General features: G+C 76.2%; 11 protein-coding genes and 1 tRNA gene. 3 read left to right on the top strand and 9 right to left on the bottom strand.

What is annotated here, in order from left to right:
* Positions 1 to 60: 60 nt before the first annotated feature.
* The 4 genes from BLR12_RS10430 to BLR12_RS10415 form a co-directional block, all read right to left on the bottom strand.
* Entirely contained in the window at positions 61 to 1,782 is a 1,722-nt protein-coding gene (locus BLR12_RS10430) for a sensor histidine kinase (protein WP_255363415.1), read from the bottom strand.
* Positions 1,779 to 2,315, bottom strand: a complete 537-nt coding sequence (locus tag BLR12_RS10425; RefSeq protein ID WP_176832458.1) for a universal stress protein — start codon at positions 2,313 to 2,315, stop codon at positions 1,779 to 1,781. Before BLR12_RS10425 ends, BLR12_RS10430 begins: the two co-directional genes overlap by 4 nt.
* Before the next feature lie 65 nt (positions 2,316 to 2,380).
* On the bottom strand, positions 2,381 to 3,238 hold the full coding sequence (locus tag BLR12_RS10420) for a putative protein N(5)-glutamine methyltransferase (protein WP_091378439.1): 858 nt from the start codon (positions 3,236 to 3,238) through the stop codon (positions 2,381 to 2,383).
* 85 nt (positions 3,239 to 3,323) lie between these two features.
* Complete coding sequence (locus tag BLR12_RS10415) at positions 3,324 to 5,447, bottom strand: putative bifunctional diguanylate cyclase/phosphodiesterase (protein ID WP_176832457.1); 2,124 nt, start codon at positions 5,445 to 5,447, stop codon at positions 3,324 to 3,326.
* Between the two features lie 136 nt (positions 5,448 to 5,583).
* On the opposite strand from BLR12_RS10415, the gene BLR12_RS10410 reads away from it, so the two are divergent.
* Positions 5,584 to 6,951, top strand: a complete 1,368-nt coding sequence (locus tag BLR12_RS10410) for an aminotransferase class V-fold PLP-dependent enzyme (protein ID WP_091377266.1) — start codon at positions 5,584 to 5,586, stop codon at positions 6,949 to 6,951.
* Between the two features lie 54 nt (positions 6,952 to 7,005).
* Here BLR12_RS10410 and BLR12_RS10405 read toward each other — a convergent pair whose 3' ends face one another.
* The gene (locus BLR12_RS10405) at positions 7,006 to 9,480 is read right to left on the bottom strand and encodes a GNAT family N-acetyltransferase (protein WP_091377264.1); all 2,475 of its coding nucleotides are present in this window, start codon (positions 9,478 to 9,480) and stop codon (positions 7,006 to 7,008) included.
* A gap of 158 nt (positions 9,481 to 9,638) precedes the next feature.
* Here BLR12_RS10405 and BLR12_RS10400 point away from each other — a divergent pair, with 158 nt between their 5' ends.
* Together BLR12_RS10400 and BLR12_RS10395 are read left to right on the top strand one after the other, a co-directional pair.
* Positions 9,639 to 11,732, top strand: coding sequence for a hybrid sensor histidine kinase/response regulator (locus BLR12_RS10400; protein WP_091377262.1), 2,094 nt, complete (start codon positions 9,639 to 9,641; stop codon positions 11,730 to 11,732).
* Complete coding sequence (locus BLR12_RS10395) at positions 11,729 to 13,240, top strand: response regulator (RefSeq protein WP_091377259.1); 1,512 nt, start codon at positions 11,729 to 11,731, stop codon at positions 13,238 to 13,240. Before BLR12_RS10400 ends, BLR12_RS10395 begins: the two co-directional genes overlap by 4 nt.
* A 91-nt stretch (positions 13,241 to 13,331) precedes the next feature.
* On the opposite strand, the gene BLR12_RS10390 is transcribed toward BLR12_RS10395, so the two are convergent.
* The 4 genes from BLR12_RS10390 to BLR12_RS10375 form a co-directional block, all read right to left on the bottom strand.
* Positions 13,332 to 13,967: a hypothetical protein gene (locus tag BLR12_RS10390; RefSeq protein WP_091377256.1), complete on the bottom strand. Its 636-nt coding sequence runs from the start codon at positions 13,965 to 13,967 to the stop codon at positions 13,332 to 13,334.
* 220 nt (positions 13,968 to 14,187) lie between these two features.
* Positions 14,188 to 14,811, bottom strand: coding sequence for a hypothetical protein (locus tag BLR12_RS10385; RefSeq protein ID WP_091377254.1), 624 nt, complete (start codon positions 14,809 to 14,811; stop codon positions 14,188 to 14,190).
* Positions 14,812 to 14,930: 119 nt separating this feature from the next.
* Positions 14,931 to 15,001, bottom strand: a tRNA-Gly gene (locus tag BLR12_RS10380).
* 16 nt (positions 15,002 to 15,017) lie between these two features.
* Positions 15,018 to 17,702: an ATP-binding protein gene (locus tag BLR12_RS10375; protein WP_091377251.1), complete on the bottom strand. Its 2,685-nt coding sequence runs from the start codon at positions 17,700 to 17,702 to the stop codon at positions 15,018 to 15,020.
* Between the last annotated feature and the right edge of the window lie 119 nt (positions 17,703 to 17,821).

Here is a 17,821-nt window from a genome sequence, read left to right as displayed (position 1 = left end):
TCGCAGGCTCGCGACGGGTCCCGGCAGGGGGGCCGGTTCCAGCACGTCACCCGGGGCGCACTAGTCGCCGCGCGGCATCGGCACGTTCCAGCGGATCTGCGTGCCCTTCGGACCGGTGGAGGTGGTCAGCCGGCCGCCGTGCCGCTCCGCGCGGTCGGCCAGGTTGGTCAGCCCGCTGCGCACCGCGACCGCCGGCAGCCCCACGCCGTTGTCGGTGACGACCACGCGCACCTCGGCGTCGACGGTCACGGTGACCGTGACCCGGGTCGCCTGCGCGTGCCGCACCACGTTGGTGACCAGTTCGCGGACGACGGCGATGACGTCGGGCAGGAGCGCGGGCGGCAGGTCGTCCTCCCCGCGCAGCCGGACGTCGGGGCGCAGGCCCTGCCCGCCGGTGATGGACCGGACGACGTCGACGATGCGGGTGCGGACGGCGTCGGGCGAGGCGTCGTCGGCCTCGTGCAGCTCGAAGATGGCCGAGCGGATGCGGGCGATGGTGCCGTCGAGCTCGTCGACGCGCTCGGCCAGCGCGGCCGCCGTCTCGGGCCGCTCCTCCTCCAGCGACCGGCTCACGCGGTCCAGCGCCAGGCCGGTGGCGAAGATCCGCTGCACGACGTGGTCGTGCAGGTCGCGGGCGATCCGGTCGCGGTCGGACTGCACCTGCAGCCGCCGCTCGCGCTGCTGGCTGCGGGCCAGCTCCAGCGCGACCGAGGCCTGCGCGGCGAAGACGCCGGCCAGCTCCAGGGTGTCCGGGGGGAAGGGCTCGCGCCCGCGGAGCCGCATGGCCACCACCGTGCCCAGTGCCGGCCGCCCGCCGAGCGGGATCATCAGGGTGGGCCCGTAGCGGTGGGTCAGCTCCCCGACCGCCGGGTCGCGCTGGCCCCCGAGCGCCGCGGCGCGGACGTCGGGGATGAGCACCGGGACGCCGGTCCGGTGTGCCGTCCCCAATTGGCTGTCGGCCAGGCGCAGGCGCACGCCCTCGGCGTCCTCGTTGTCCAGGCCGACGGTGACCACGACGGTGAGGACGTCCTCGTCGTCGTCCGGCCCGGGCGCCAGCACGCCGGCGGCGTCGGCCGAGGCGAGGCCGGCGACCTGCTCGCCGATGGAGCGGAGCACGGTGCCCGGGTCGGCCCCGGACAGCAGCGCGGTGGCGATGTCGGTGCCGGCCTGCGCCCACGCGCGGCGGTGCTCGGCCCGTTCCACCAGCTCGGCGTTGCCGATGGCCAGGCCCGCGGTGGCGGCCAGCGCCACGGCCGCGGCCTCGTCGGCCTCGGTGAACGGCCCGCCGCCCCGCTTGACGGTGAGGTAGAGGTGCCCGAAGACCGCGCCACGCACCCGGACCGGGAGTCCGAGGAAGGAGTGCATCGGCGGGTGGCCGGGCGGGAAGCCCACCGCCTCCGGGTGCGCGGTCAGGTCGGTCAGCCGCAGCGGCGCGGGCCGCTCCAGCAGCAGGCCGAGGACGCCGTCGCCGACGGGCAACCGGCCGATCCGCGCCCGCGTCTCGGCGTCCATGCCGACCACCACGAAGCGCTCGAAGCCGGCGCCGGTGTCGTCGAGCACGCCGAGGGCGCCGTAGGTGGCACCGGTCGTCTCGACGGCGGCCTGGACGATCTCGTGCAGGGTCACGTCGACCTGCTCACTGTGGGCGGTGGTGCGGCCACCGGAGACCGGCACCTCTGCTGTGGGCAGGCATGGTGTGCCGGCGCCGGGCGGGGGCAGGGCCCGGGCGTCGGGGTCTTCCGGCGGGAGCGGCGGGGGTGGGGTGGTGCGGGTGTCGGTCACGCGCCCCGGGCCAGGCGGCGGGCCGGGTGCCGGGGGACGGCGGGACGCAGCAGGGTCTTGCCGGAGCCGGTGACCACCACGAGGTCGGCGCCCCGGGCGGCGCTGCTGAGCGCCTCGAACACCGTTCGCTCCAGGACGGAGGTGCGGACCCGGCCGGTGACGCCGGTCTCGGCGATGGCCCGCAGCACCTGGGCGTCCAGCCGCTCCAGCGCGGCCGCGATCCCGCGGCGTCCCGGGCGACCGAGGCCGGCGAGGCCCTCCTCGCCCTCGTCGTCGAGCACGCAGACGGCGACCACGGTGGCCTCCCGCCGGGCCGCCTCGCGCAGCGCCCACACCAGGGCGCCGGCGGTGGCCGGTGAGCCGTCGACCTCGACCAGCAGCCACGGGTTCTGCCGCCGCGGCAGCAGCGGGGTCAGCCGCATCGGCTCCACCCGGCGCCCCCCGCGCGCGTCGTCCCCCGTGGGATCGCCGGCCCCGGTCACCTCGGGTCGGTCCTCCTCCGGCTCGTCCCTGAGCCGCCGTGCGTCGTCCATGCGGCGATCGTGTACTGCGCCCGATCGGGGCGGCAGGGACCAAGGACCCGCGTCCGTGCTGGCCATCACGTAACTGATCCGTCCCGAATCGTGACCGCGTGTGTCACAGCACAGCGTGACGACTCCGACACCGGAGTCCGCGGGGAGGTGCCGACGACGACCGTGGCGTCCCGCTCGTCGTCCCGGACGACGGTGGCGCGCAGCCCGCCGGCCTCGACGGCGGTGGCGGTGAGCGGTGCCTGCCGTGCGCTGGTCTCCACGAGCAGCGTCCCGCCCGGCGCCAGCCAGGACCGAGCCCCGGCGGCGACCCGCCGCTGCAGGTCGGTGCCGTCCGGGCCGCCGTCCAGGGCCGCGCGGGGCTCGTGGTCGCGGGCCTCCGGCGGCAGGAGCGCCACCGCCGCGCTCGGCACGTAGGGCGCGTTGGCCACCAGCAGGTCGACCCGGCCGCGCACCGCGGCCGGCAGCGCCGCGTAGAGGTCGCCCCGGTGCACGGAGCCGCCGACCCGGGCGAGGTTGCGGCGGGCGCAGCGCACGGCCACCGCGTCGACGTCGGCGGCGTGCAGCTCCACCGGTCCGAGGGCGTCGGCCACCGCGAGCCCCACCGCGCCGGAGCCGCAGCACAGGTCCACGACCACCGGTGTCCGGCCGGAGCCCCGCAGCAGCGCGACCGCCCGCTCGACCAGCAGCGTGCTCCGCTGGCGGGGCACGAAGACGCCGGGCTCGACCACGACGCGCAGGCCGCAGAACCCCGCCCAGCCCAGGACCTGCTCCAGCGGCTCGCCGCGTACCCGCCGGTCGACCAGGGCGGCCAGGGAGCCGGGTCCGGTCGCGGCGGCCAGCAGCGCGGCGGCCTCGTCCTCGGCGAAGACGCACCCGGCCGCGCGCAGCCGTGCCACGACGGGCGCCGGGTCCTGGGGGTGCACGGGCGGCTCGACCTCCTCGGGCTCCGGCTGCCCGGGAGGGTACGGGCCGGCGGGGACGTGCACGACCACCGCTCCGGCGGGCCGGTCAGCCGCCGGCGGCGGGACGGGGCAGCTCGTCCGGGCGGCCCGAGCGCGGGGCCGGGGCCACGCGCAGCGCCGCGCCTGCGGAGGCCGGCCGGCGCCGGTCCACCGGACGGCCGGTCGCCGTCGGGGCGGGCCGGCCCAGGTGGTAGCCCTGCCCGTACTGCACACCGAGGAGCTCGAGGGCGGCCAGCTCGTCGCCGGACTCGATGCCCTCGGCCACCAGGTCCAGGTCGAGGGTGCGGCCCAGCTGGACGATGGCGCCGACCACGGCGCGGTCCTCGGTGCTGCTGGCGACACCGTCCACGAAGGACTTGTCGATCTTCAGCACGTCGATCGGGAAGCGGCGCAGGTAGCTCAGCGACGAGTAGCCGGTGCCGAAGTCGTCGAGGGCCAGCCGGACGCCGAGGTCCTTGATCGCCTGCAGCTTCACCGTCGTCCCGACGGTGTCGCGGACCAGCAGCGACTCGGTGATCTCCAGGGTCAGCCGGGCGGGGGACAGCCCGGAGGAGCGCAGCGCGTCGGCGACGTCGGCGACCAGGCCCGCGTGCTGGAACTGGCGCACCGACACGTTGACGCTGACCCGCGGGCCGCCGCCGTCGGCGCCCTGCCACACCCCGGCCTGGCGGGCGGCCTCGTGCAGCACCCAGCGGCCGATCGGCACGATCAGGCCGCTCTCCTCGGCCAGGGCGATGAACTGCGCCGGCGGGATGAGCCCGCGGTCGGGGTGCTCCCAGCGCAGCAGCGCCTCGTAGCCGCGCACGTCCCCCGAGGCCAGGTCGACGATCGGCTGGTAGTACAGCACCAGCTCCTGCCGGTCGAGGGCGTGGTACAGGTCGGCCTGCAGCCGCTCGCGGTCGAGCTGGGCGGCGTGGTGGCTGGGCGCGAAGACCTCGCAGCGCCCCTTGCCGCTGGTCTTGGCCACGTACATGGCGATGTCGGCCGCGCGCAGCAACCCGATGCCGCTGGCCGCGGCGGTGTCGGAGGTGGCGATGCCGAGGCTCACGCTGGTGCGGACGGCGCGGTCGACGACGACCACCGGCTCCTCGAGGACGGACAGCACCCGCTCGGCCACCCGCGGTGCCTGGGTGACGCCGGACTCCCCGACCAGCAGGACGGCGAACTCGTCGCCGGCCAGCCGGGCGAGGGTGTCCCCGGGGCGCAGCACGCCGCCGATCCGGCGGGCCACCACCTGCAGCAGGGCGTCCCCGGCGTCGTGCCCGATGTCGTCGTTGGTGGTCTTGAGGTTGTCCAGGTCCAGGAAGAGGACAGCGGCGGGGACGCCGTCGCGCTCCCCGGCCTCGGCCGCGCGCAGCCGCTCCATGAACAGCGCCCGGTTGGGCAGGCCGGTGAGCGGGTCGTGGAAGGCCTGCGCCCGCAGCTGCTCCTCGAGCTCCCGCCGGTCGCCGACGTCCCGGGTGGTCAGCACCAGGCCGTTGACGGCGGGGTCGGTGAGCAGGTTGGCGACGACGGTCTCCGTCCAGCGCCAGGTGCCGTTGCGGTGCCGCATCCGCGCGCCCGGGCAGGCGGTGTGCTCGCTGCCGGCGGCGACCTCGGCCAGCCGGGCCCGGAACCCGGGCAGGTCCTCGGGGTGCAGCAGGTCGTGGACGGCGGTGCCGATCAGCGCACCCGGCGGGTGGCCGAGCACCCAGCCGACCGACGGCGTCTGGTAGGTGATCACCCCGGCCCGGTCGACGACGGTGATGACGTCGGAGGCGTTGCGGACGAGCGCGCGGAAGTGCTCGCCGTCCTCCAGGGAGTCCAGCAGGCTGTTGAAGGCCCGGGCGGTCTGCCCCAGCGGGTCGTCGGAGTCGACGTCGATGCGCTGCGAGGTCGACTGCGACCAGTCGCCGGTCCGGCTGGCCTGGGTGATGCCGTCGGCGACCGTGCGCAGCCGGGCGCTGAGCAGGCTCAGCCGGCCGCCGACGACCACGCGGCAGACGGCGTAGCTGAGCCCGCCGACGAGGACGCCCGCGACGAGGCAGGCCGTGACGAACAGCGGCCGGCCGGCGGTCTGCGCCGGCACACCGAGCCAGACGGCGAACGGCGGGAAGACGACGCCGACGACCACACCCAGCCCGACCATGTACACCGCGAGGTCCCAGAAGACCCGCTGCGTGAGCCGCACGCCGCGTCGGCGGCGCTCGGTCGGTCCGTCCGTTCCGGTCCTGCCCATGGGGAGACAGTCGACCGCTGGTGCGGGTCCTTGACCCAACTCACCCCAAAGGGCTTGAGAATCGCGACGCACGGCCGATGCATCTCCCATGGCGAACGCGCAGGTCGTCCCGGAGAGCCCGCTCGTCGGTGCGGACGTCGTCGTCCCCGTGCTGGGCGGCGGGCAGCGCCGCTACGTCGACCTGGACACCGCGGCCACGAGCTCGGCCTCGGCCCGGGTCGTCCTGGCCGTGCAGGAGTTCCTGCCCTGGTACTCCAGCGTGCACCGGGGCGCGGGCGCCAAGTCGCAGTACGCCAGCGCCCGCTACGAGGAGGCACGGGCGAGCCTGCTCGCCTTCGTCGGCGCCGACCCCGCCACCCACGTCGTCCTCTTCCCGCGCAACACCACCGAGGCGCTGAACACGCTGGCGTTCCGGCTGGACCTGCGTCCCGACGACGTCGTCGTCACCACCGCCGTGGAGCACCACGCCAACCTGCTGCCGTGGCGCCGGCACGCCCGGCTGCGGGTCGTGGACGTCGACGCCCGGGGGACCTTCACCGTGGACGACGTGGTCGCCGCGCTGGACCAGCGGCCGGCGCCGCGGGTGCTGGCGGTCACCGGCGCCTCGAACGTGACCGGCTGGGTGCCCGACCTGGCCGCGATCGCCGCCGCCGCGCGGGCGCGCGGGGTGTTCGTGGTCGTCGACGCCGCGCAGCTGGCGCCGCACCGGCCGATCGACGTGACCGCGCTCGGCGTGGACGCGATCGCGCTCTCGGGGCACAAGGTCCACTCGCCGTTCGGCGCCGGGGCGCTGGTCGCCCCGCGGCGGCTGTTCGACCGCGGCGAGCCGATGCTGGTCGGCGGCGGCGCGGTGAAGGCCGTCTCCTTCGACGACGTCGTCTGGGCCGACGCACCCGACCGCGACGAGGCCGGGTCGCCCAACGTGCTCGGCGCCGTCGCCCTCGCCGCGGCCGCCGACGAGCTGCGGGCCGCTGGCTGGACCCGGCTGCTCGCCCACGAGCGGGCGCTGGTCGCCGCGCTCGACGCGGAGCTGGCGTCGGTCCCCGGCCTGCACCGGTACGGCCCGGTCGCCGGTGACCGGCTGCCGGTCGCCTGCTTCGGCCTCGACGGCGTGCCGCACGCCCTGCTCGCCGCCCGGCTGTCCGCGGAGTTCGCGATCGGCGTGCGCAACGGCTGCTTCTGCGCGCACCCCTACATGGCCCGGCTGCTGGCGCTCACCGACGAGCAGGTCGCCCAGTTCCACCGCGACGCGGCAGGCGCCGAGCGCCACCTGCTGCCGGGCGCGGTGCGGGCCAGCGCCAACCGGGCCACGACGCTCGCCGACGTCGCCGCGCTGGGGTCGGCGCTGCGCGTGATCGCCGCGACGCCGGAGCTCGCCGCCCGCTACGCCGTGGACGGGCACGGCTCGTACGCGCCGAGCGACGGCTCCCTGGTGCCGGGCGCGCCCAGCTGCTGAGAGCGCGCTGCCGGGCCGGTCCCGGTGTCCGGTCCGGCCCGGCAGCCGCCCGGCTCAGCGCGCCGCCGGCGAGACCCGCTCCGCGAGGTGGGCGAGCACGTCGGCGTTGTAGGTGTCGGTGGACTGCACGTAGGCCCAGCGCCTCTCGGGCACGGCACCGAAGCGCGACTTCTGCAGACCGGCGCTCATGCCGTAGAGGACCCGGCGCGCGCCCCGGCCCTGGGCGACCCGCAGCGCCTGCAGGAGCAGCTGCTGGTAGCTGTGGTGGGAGGCGACGTACTCGTCGTCCAGACCGAGGAAGACCGTGGCGACGGAATCGCCGGTGACCACCAGGGTGCCGAACGCCACCGGCCCGCCGGGCTCCTCCGGCAGGTGGAGCAGCACGGTCTCCCAGCCCGGCGAGTCCAGGACGGCGTCGACGATCCGCCGGGGCAGCGGGAAGACGCTCAACTCCAGGGCGCGGGCGTGCACGGCCCGGTACATCGCGTAGAGCCGGTCCCGCTGCGCGGGGGAGAGGCGGGCCGCGGCCGGGCTGCCGCCCGCCACCACCTCGACGCGGTACCGGGGCTCCCAGGGCAGGACGTGGCGGCGCTGGTGCTGGCGTCGCTTGCGGTCCAGCTGGGCGAGGAACGCCTCGTCGTCGGCGAAGTCGACGTGCCGCACCCAGGTGTCCCACAGGGGCACCCGCGCGAAGCCCTCGCCGAGGAGGAACTCGTGCAGCTCCGCGTCACCGTCGGGCAGGTCGCGCAGCACCAGCCCCGTGGCGCCGATCGCGTCCTCCTCGGCGCGGGCGCGCTGCAGCACCAGCCGCAGCGCGCCGCGCCAGTCCGCCGACCGGTCCAGCCACAGGTGGTCGCCCTGGGTGAGCAGGGCGCCCATGCCCAGGACCGGCGAGGTCAGGAAGTGCGGGTCGGCCTTCTCCCCCCGCAGGCGGGCGACCTCCGCCGAGACGTGCGCCGGGGACAGCATGTCGTCCTTCCACAGCGCCGTGGTGAAGAACGTCGCCGCCACCGGCCGGCCGGATCGGTCCCGGACGACCCAGTAGTGGAAGTCCCACGCGTCCTCGGTCTGCCCGGCCGCGCCCGTCCCGCCGGTGTCGAACACGGCCTCGTACGAGCGCAGCGCCGCGGCGGAGGAGAAGCCCTCGCCGCCGAGCAGCCGGTCCCACTCGGCGGGGTCGAGGGCGGCGATGGTCCGGTGGTGCTCCAGGCGCAGGGCCGGGATCGCCTCGGGCGCGGGCCGCGGTGCCGGGATGCGGGGCCGGCCGCGCAGCTGCCGGGCGAAGGCGCGCTGGAGGTCCTCCTCGGTGGCGCCCTCGTCGGCGATCGCCCGGGGCAGGTTCTCGGCGAGCGCGGCCACGAGGCCGGCGACGTCGTCCTCGGTGTGGTGGGCGGTGAGGGTGAGCCGGGCACCGCTGCGCTTGGCCGGGACGGCGGGGAACGAGGCGGTGTTGACGTGGTACCCGGCGGTGCGCAGCAGCTCGGTCAGCCGGTACGCGACCGACGTGACGCCCGCGCCGACGCAGCGGATGGGTGCCTCGGACGTCGAGACGACGGGCAGGCCCGCCTCGGCGGCCAGCCGGTTGAACAGCCGGATCCGTGACCGCAGCAGGGCCTGCCGCGCGGCCACCTCGGGCGTCAGGTGCAGCCGGGCGGAGGCCACGACCGCGCCGAGCATCGGCGGCTGGACCGGGCCGGAGAAGATGAGCGGGCCGCCGACGTGCCGCACCCGGCGCTCGGACCGCGCGTCGGGGAACGTGATGGCGCCACCGGCCGCGGCGAAGGACTTGTTCAGCGACGCGGCGACCACGGTGCGCCCGAGCGTGGCCGGAGCCAGGTGCTCGAGGGCGTGCCCGCGGCCGTGGCGGCCGGTCCAGGAGACGGAGTGGGCGTCGTCGACGTACAGCCAGAGGTGGTCGTGCGCGGCGGCCAGCTCGTCGAGCTCCGCCGTCGGCAGGAAGTCGGCGTACATGGAGTACAGGCCGTCGGCGGCGTACCAGACCCGCCGGTGGGTGCGGCGGTACTGCGCCAGCCGGCGGTCGAGGGTGCGCAGGTCGCCGTGCGGCACCAGCTCGACGCGCGTGCCGCCGGCCTGGACCAGCCGGGCGGCGGTCTGCACCGAGTTGTGCACCTGGTGGTCGAGCAGCAGGACGTCGCGCTCGCCCATGAGGGCGGGCATCGCGGCCAGGTGGCCCATGGTGGTCGAGGGCGTGACGATCGTCGGCCGCCCGAACAGCCCGGACAGCACCTCCTCGGCCTCGCGGTACAGCGGCGCCGAGGCGTAGACCCGCGAGGAGGAGAACTGGGTGCCGAAGCGGTCCACGGCGTCGCGGACGGCGGCCTTCATGTCCGGGTGGGTCTCCAGCCCCAGGTAGGAGCAGGACCCGAAGTTGACCAGCCGGCGCCCGTCGATGGTCACGTGCCGGCCGTCGAGCGCGGCGTCCTCCACGTGGTTGTGCAGCATGCCGCGGCGCACGCCGTCGGTCACCACCTCGTCGACGGCGTCGAGCAGGTCCTCGGTTGCGGCCACGTGTCTCCTCCGGTCCGGGCATCGGCGCCGGTCGGCACCCGTGCGGACCGTATGTCGCCGGATGCGATGGGACGCTGACGCGGGGTCATGCCACCCTGCGTGGTGACTCAGCTGTCGCTGCAATCAAGTTGCGCCCCACCCATGCCGATGCTCGGGACATGAGGACCCTGCTCTCGTCGAGCAACCGCTCCCTGGTCCGGCAGCTGCTGTCGCGCTCCTTCGGTTCCGCGGACGAGGCCGCCGTCGAGATCTGCCGGCTGGTGCGCATCGCACTCGAGGTCGACCTGGTGTTCGTGTCCGCCGTGGACGGCGAGCAGGTCGAGATGCTCGCCGTCGACGACGGGCTGGGGTCCGGGCTGGTCGCGGGCGCCCGCCTGGACCTGGGGCAGACCTTCTGCGAGCGGGCGCTCAACGGCACCGCCCCGCAGACCAGCGCCGACCTGGCCGACGGCCCGTACGCCGACCTGCCGTGGCCCGGCCGGCTCGGCGTCCGCAGCTACGCCATGAGCCCGCTGTGGGACAGCTCGGGGCAGACCACGGGCACGCTGTCGGTGCTGGACCGCCGCTCGCGGGCGTTCGACCAGGAGGAGCTCGGCCTGCTGGAGCTGCTCGGCGGCCTCCTCTCGCGCGAGCGTGAACTGGACCGGGTGCGGGCCCGGGAGGCCGCCCGCGCCGCCCAGGTGGAGGCCTCGGAGCGCCGCTACCGCTCGCTGGTCGACGACCTCGGCGACCTGGTCGTGGAGGCCGACGCGACCGGCGGCTTCACCTACGTCAACCGCGCGTTCACCGAGCTCACCGGCGTCTCCCTGGACGACATGTCCGAGTGGGGTCTGATGGACCGCGTCCACCCCGACGACCACGCCGTCGCCCAGCAGCAGGTGGCCGCCGCGCTGAGCGGTGTGGACACCACGGGTCAGGACTGGGCGCGGGAGATCCGGTTCCTCGTGCCCGACGGCAGCGTGCGGTGGATGTCGGTGCGGGGACGTCCGGTCTTCGCCGACGGCGGCGCCCTCGCCGGGTTCCGCGGCATCCTGCACGACGTCACCGTCCGGGTGGAGGCAGAGCAGCAGGTCCGGGCCGCGCTGGCCGACGCGGAGGCCGCCCGGGACGAGGCGGTCCGGTTGTCGCGGGCCAAGTCGGAGTTCCTCTCCCGGATGTCCCACGAGCTGCGCACCCCGCTCAACGCGATCCTGGGCTTCGGCCAGCTGCTCGAGCTGGGCGAGCTGGTGGGCGAGGACGCCGAGAACGTCGAGCAGATCCTGCGCGCGGGCCGGCACCTGCTCGACCTGATCAACGAGGTCCTCGACGTCGTCCGCATCGAGTCCGGCGCGCTGGGCCTGTCCCTGGAGCCGGTCGAGGTGGGTGACGTCGTCGCCGAGAGCCTGGACCTGGTGCGCACCGCCGCGGTCGCCCGCGGCATCACCGTCCGCACGCCCGACCGCTTCAACGGCGCCGCGGTCGTCGCCGACCGACAGCGGTTCAAGCAGGTCCTGGTGAACCTGCTGTCCAACGCCGTGAAGTACAACCGGGACGGCGGGTCGATCGAGGTGCGCTGGGCGCTGCCCGCGACCGGCGGCACCGACGGTCCCGCGCCGCGGCTGCGGCTGACCGTGACCGACACCGGGCACGGCATCCCCGCCGACCGGCTGGACGACGTGTTCACCCCGTTCGACCGCCTCGGCGCCGAGGGCACCGACATCGAGGGCACCGGCGTGGGGCTCTCGCTGACCCGGACGCTCGTCGAGGCCCAGGACGGCACCATCGGCGTCCTCAGCGAGGTCGGCACGGGCAGCACCTTCTGGGTCGAGCTGCCCGCCGGGGAGCCGGTGCGCGCAGCCGGGTCGGCCCAGGAGGACGAGCCGGAGGCGCAGCTGGTGCGCACCGTGCTCTACGTCGAGGACAACCCCTCCAACATCACGCTGGTCCGCCGCGTGCTCGCCCGCCGGCCGCACGTGCGGCTGGTCGTCGTCCAGGACGGCGCGGAGGCCGTGGAGGCCGCCGCCGACCTGCTGCCCGACCTGGTGCTGCTCGACCTGCACCTGCCGGGCCTCCCCGGGTCCGGGGTGCTCACCGCGCTGCGGGGGTCGGACGACGCGCGGCTGAGCAAGGTCCCGGTCGTCATCGTGACCGCCGACCTGACCTCGGGCACCGAGCGGCGGATGCTCGAGGCCGGCGCGACCCTCTTCCTGCCCAAGCCGATCGACGTCAGGCAGCTGCTGGCCGTCGTCGACGACCACCTCCCGCCGGCGTGACCCCGCCCGGCACGTCCGCCGGCCGGTCGCTGGAGCGGGCGCTGAGCCAGGCGGTCCGGACGCCGCTGCACTCGCTGCTCGGCTTCCTCGAGCTGCTGACCATGGGCGACCTCGACGCCGACCAGCGCCGGCTGGGTGACCAGCTGATGGGCAGCGCCGAGGACCTGCTCGCCGGCAGCGACCGGGTGCTCTGGCTGCTGCGGCTGCTCGGCGGCCACTACGCGCCGCGCCCGGCCCGGGTGTACCTGGCGGCCTTCGCCGCCGAGGTCGCCGCGGAGAGCGGCGGCACGGTCTCCGACGTCGTGGCTCCCGACACGCCGGCGTTCGTGGACGCCGACCTCGCCGCGCTGCACCAGCTGGTCACCGAGCTCATCGGGAACGCCGTGGCGCACGGCCGGGCCCCGGTCGTGCTCGCGGTGACCCCCGACGGGCCGCGGCGGGACGCGGTCCGGATCACCGTCAGCGACGGCGGCCCGGGACTGCCTCCGGCGGCCCGGGAGGCCCTGACCGGCCCCGAGTCCGACGACGGGCTGGGTCTGCTGCTGGTCCGTCGGCTGGCCGGGCTGCTGGGCGGCACGGTCCAGGTGCTGCCGGCGGCCGCGGGAGCGCAGGTCGCGCTGGTGCTGCCGGTCGCCGCGCCCGGCGACCGGCCGGTGGCCACGCCGACCCCGGCCGCGGGGCCCGGCGGCGCCGCGCCACCGCTGCGGGTGCTGCTCGTGGAGGACAACGCCACGAACCGGCTGCTGACCCAGCGCCAGCTGGCGCGGCTCGGGCACTCCCTGGTCGCCGTCGCGACCGGTGAGGCGGGGGTCGAGGCCGCGCTCGCCGAGGACGGCGACGGGCCGGTCGACGTCGTGCTGATGGACCGGCACCTGCCCGACATCGACGGGTGCGAGGCGACCCGGCGGATCCGGGCGGCGCTACCGGCGCACCGGGGGCACCTGCCGGTCATCGCGGTCACCGCCGACGTGACCGCCGACGCCCGGGACGCGTGCGCCGCCGCAGGCATGGACGAGGTGCTCACCAAGCCGGTGGACCTGCGCCGGCTGTCGGCCGCCCTGGAGCGCGCCGCGGCGGTCGTCGACCGGTTCCCGGACGGACGGGTCGCGGAGCCCACCGCGGGCGACCGCGGCTACGTCCCCGCGGCGCTGCACGCGGTGCTCGCCCGGGTCGACGGGGACGCCGAGGCCGCGGCGGAGCTGGTCGCGACCTACCTCGGGGAGCTGCCGGGCCGCCGGCTGCGCATCCAGGCCTCGCTGCGGCGCGACGAGCCGCGCGGGGTGTTCGCCGCGGCCGAGTCGCTGCGGACCTCCAGCGACTCGCTCGGGGTGTCCGCGGTGGCCGGCGCCTGCGCCGCGCTGGCCGCGGCGGCCGAGGCCGGCGACCTCGCCGCCGCCCGGGCGTTCCTGCCCCGCCTGGTGCGGCAGTGCCAGGAGGCGACCGCCGACCTCACCGGGTATGCGGAGCCGGCCCGGATCGCCGAGGTGCTCGGGTCCCCGGCCGGCTGACCGGCCGAGGTGGCGCCCGGCCGCCGACACGCGGGAGCCCCGGTGGCCCGTCCGGGGGACGGTCCGCCGGGGCTCCGGTGCGTCTGTGCGCTCAGGCGTCGAAGCCCGCGCGGTCGATCTTGCGGTGGTAGCGCTCGCCGAGCTTGCCGCCGAGGACCGCGCCGAGCAGCGTCGCGAGCAGGGCGGCGATCCCGGAGACGATGCCGGCGGTGGTGAGCGTGTCGCCGCTGACCGGGATGCTCGGCAGGTTCAGCTGGGACAGCACGTTGTACTGGGCGCCCAGCACGGCCCCGAGGACGGCCAGGGCGAGGATCACCAGCAGGCCGATGACCCACACGGCGATGCCCTGCCGGAGGCCGTCGAAGCGGGCCATCCGGCCGGCCACGTAGCCGCCGGCCAGGTAGGCCAGGAACAGCACGACGAGCAGGGCGATGCCGCCGGTGATCCCGATGGTGTCGGCCTGGGCGGTGGCCTGCTGGGCGGCCTGGTCGGCGGTGGAGACCTGGCTCAGGCCGAAGGCGACGCCCGCGGCGGACAGGATCGCCAGCAGGATCACCGCCAGGCCGTTGGCCGACAGCCAGCCGAAGAAGGCCGCGCCCCACTTGATGCCGCCGAAGCGGTCGTGCTGGGCGTCGACGGCGTCCCGGGCGGCGCCGCGGGTGGCGTGCGCGCCGTCGGCGGTCGTCGAGGCGCCGGGGGTCGAACGGGTGCGGTCGTGCTCGGTCAAGTCGTCTCCAGGTGGTCTGTGACCGGGTGCGGCGGCCGCGGATGGCGGGCGCCTGCGCGGACCGGTTGCGCACGCCACTGCTGGCGTCGTCGCGGTCCCTGCCGGCGGCGACCGGGTTCGCGTCGCCATGACGTCCGGTGCCCGGGGGCTCCCGCAGCAAACGAGACGCGGCCGGATCGTCTGCGATCCGTCACACAGTCAGCCGGTCGCGCGGCACCGGTCAGCCGGCGAGACCCGCGCGGTCGATCTTGCGGTGGTACCGGGTACCGAGCTTCCCGCCGAGCAGCGCCCCCAGCAGCGTGACCAGCAGGGCGCCGCTGCCGGCGACGACGCCGGCGGTGGTGGCGGTGCTCCCGCTGACCGGGGTGCTCGGCACGTCCAGCTGGGCGAGCAGGTCGAGCTGCGCGCCGAGCACCACACCGAGGACGGCGAGCAGGACGACGACGACCAGCCCGATCAGCCAGACGGCGAGGCCCTGCCGCGCGCCGTCGAAGCGGGCCATCCGGCCGGCCACGTAGCCGCCGGCGAGGTAGGCCAGGAACAGCACCACGAGCAGGGCGATGCCGCCGGTCAGGCCGATGGTCGCCGCCTGCTGGGCCGCCTCGTCGGCCGTGTCGACCCGGGCCAGGCCGAACGCGACACCGGCGGCGGAGAGGACGGTCAGCAGCAGCACGGCCAGGCCGTTGGCCGACAGCCAGCCGAAGAACGCCGCACCCCACTTGATCCCGCCGTAGCGGGCGTGCTGGGCCGCCACGGCGTCCAGCGCGGCACCGCTGGTGGCGTGCGCGCCGTCGCGGGCGGTCGGGGCGTCGAGGTCGCTGCGGGTGGGCTGGGGCTCGGTCATCACGTCTCCCGGGTCGACGGGCGGGAGGACGACGGTGCCCGCGCGGCCGTGCGGCAAACCGGGGTGCCCGGATCGGGTGACACCCTGCCGGGGAGGGAACGCGCTGGTCAGGCGGTGGGAGCGGGTGACGAGAATCGAACTCGCACTGTCAGCTTGGGAAGCTGATGTTCTACCATTGAACTACACCCGCAGAGTGCTCCGAGAGCTTACCGGAGCCCGTCGCCCGAGGGCAGCGGGGGTCCGGAACGGATGACCACAGTCGTCCCGGCCGGGCTGGGCGTGGCGGTGATCTCCCCGACGGCGCTCATCAGCATCGAGCCGCGCCCCCGGTCCATGCTCGGCACCCGCTCGCGCCACCGGCCGTAGTCGCGGACGGCGACCTCCACCCGGCCGTCGCGGACCTCGGCGCCCACGTCGATGACCGGCTCGGCCGGCTCCTGCGCGTGCTCGATCGCGTTCGTCGCCGCCTCGCAGGCCGCCAGCAGCAGGTCGTAGGCGCGGTCCTCGTCGAGGCCGGCCTCGGCGAACAGCATGCGCAGCCGGCGGCGCAGCGCAGGGATCGACGACGTCGTGGCCGGGAAGCGCCAGTGCCGGCGGACGGCGACCTGCGCGGGTGCCACCGGCCCGGCCGGCGCCGCGGACGGAGGCGGGCCGACCGGCGGGCGCGGACGCGGGGTCACCGTCGCCGCGCCGTCCGCGCCGGTGGGAGCGGGCGCGACGAGGGGAGCGGTCGCGACCCTGCGCCCGGCGGCGCGCTCGAGGACCGCACGCAGCCGGCCGAGCAGCTCGGCGGACTCGAAGGGCTTGGCCAGGTAGTCGTCGACCCCGGCGTCGAAGCCCTCGACCGCGGCCTCCTGCCCGGCGCGTGCGGTGAGCATGACGACCGGGACGTCGCGGAGCGCAGGGTCGGCCCGCAGCGCGCGGAGCAGCTCGAACCCGTCGAGGCCCGGCATCATCACGTCGGTCAGGACGACGTCGGGCCGGTGGGCGGCGGCGCACTCCAGGGCCTCCTGGCCGTTGCCGGCCGTCCGCACCGTCCACACCGGGGACAGCAGCCGGGTCAGGTAGGCCCGCATGTCGGCGTTGTCGTCGACCAGCAGGACGCTGGTGCCGGGCGTGCCTGCCGCCGCGGCGGTGCCGGCGCTCCCGGAGACGTCGTCCCAGGGGGTCACCACGCCGCCGCGCGCGGCCGCCGACGGCACGGCGGGCGCCCCGGCCACGGCGTCGGGCGCACCGAACGGCACCCGCACGGTGAACGTGCTGCCGGCGCCGGGCTCGCTCGTCGCGGTGATCCCGCCGCCGTGCAGCGTGGCCAGCTCGCGCGCGAGGGCCAGGCCCAGCCCGCTGCCCTCCCGGCTGCGGGCGGCGGTGCCGCGGCCGCGGTGGAACCGCTCGAACAGGTGCGGCAGCTCGGCCTCGGGGATGCCCACCCCGGTGTCGGCGACGGTGAGCACCAGGTCGTCGCCGTCGGGGCGCAGCCGGACGTCGATGCCCCCGACGAAGGTGTACTTCACCGCGTTGGAGACCAGGTTGAGGACGATCTTCTCCCACATCCGCGGGTCGACGTGGGCCGGCCGGGGCAGTGGCGGGCAGTCGACTGTCAGCCGCAGGCCCGCGCGCTCCGCCGCCGCGCGCAGCACCCCGGCCAGCTCCGCGGTGAAGGCGGCGACGTCGGTCTCCACCCGCACCGCCGACGCCCGGCCGGCCTCGATGCTGACGAACTCCAGCAGGTCGTCGACCAGGCGCTTGAGGCGCGTGCCGTTGCGCAGGGCCAGCGTCAGCGACTCGCGGACGTCCGCGGGCAGCGTCGCCCCGGTCTCGGCGAGGGTGTCGGCGATCGGGCCCAGCAGCAGGGTCAGCGGGGTCCGCAGCTCGTGGCTGACGTCGGCGAAGAACGCCGTCTTGGACTGGTCCAGCTCCGCGAGCGCCTCGGCCCGGGCGCGCTCCTCGGCGTAGGCCCGGGCGTTGCGCACCGCGGCGGCGAACTGGCCGGCCAGCAGCTCGTGGAAGGAGCGGTACTCCCCGTCGAGCGCGCGGTTGGGGTTGACCCCGACCACCAGGGCGCCGGCGCCGGCGCCGTCCGCACCGCCGAGGGGGAGCACGACGGCCTCGGTGACCGGGTCGCCGAACGGCCCGCCGGTGACCCCGAGGGCGGCGACCGCCGGCGGCAGCAGCTCAGCCGGTGTGGTGGCCAGCTCGGGCAGCTCCTCCGGGCGGCAGCCGACGGCGGCGGCGCGGCGCAGGTCACCGGCACCGGCCAGGTAGACCGCGGCGAACGGGACGTCGAGCGGCTCGCTGCCGAGTGCGGCGGTCATCGCCGTCACCGTCGCCGTCTCGTCGGCGAGCTCGGCGGTGGCCGAGGCGACGTCGTGCAGCAGCCGCTGGCGCCGCTCGGCCAGCACCTGGCGGGTCACCTCGGTGCACACCGCGTGCATGCCCGCGACCCGGCCGTCGTCGCCGTAGGCGGGGGCGTGCGAGACGGTGAAGTAGGTCTCCTCGCGGTAGCCGGCCCGCTCGAGGAGCAGCAGCAGCTGCGGGATCCACGACGCCTCGCGGGCGGCCATGGCGTGCTCCACGGGCTCCTGCAGCGCCGTCCAGCCCTCGGCGAGGGTCACCCGGAGGTCGTCCCCGATGGCGCCCGGGTGCTTGGTGCCGATCAGCTCCGCGTAGGCGTCGTTGTAGAACTGGGTGTAGCCCGGCCCCCAGGCCAGGATCATCGGGAACCGCGAGACCAGCACGGTGCGGACGGCGTGCCGCAGGCTGGCCGGCCACCCCTCGACCGGCCCCACCGGTGTGGTCGACCAGTCGAAGGCGGCCATCAGCCGGCCGTTCTCGCCGCCGTCGCGGAAGAGCTCGTCGTCGGCGGGGGAGGGGAGGGGGCGCGTGCTCACGTGCCGGCGCACCTCCTCGTGCTGGTCGTCTGCCCCTCCCGACGTGGCCCGTGCACGCCGATCCCGGCGCCCGGCCGCAGCCGGGCGCCGGGACCGAACGGTACCCGGGTGGTCAGCGG

The organism is Geodermatophilus sp. DSM 45219 (assembly GCF_900104025.1).
GTDB lineage: Bacteria > Actinomycetota > Actinomycetes > Mycobacteriales > Geodermatophilaceae > Geodermatophilus.
Note: the sequence above shows the minus strand (reverse complement) of the source record. Positions and strands in the feature narration are given on the sequence as shown.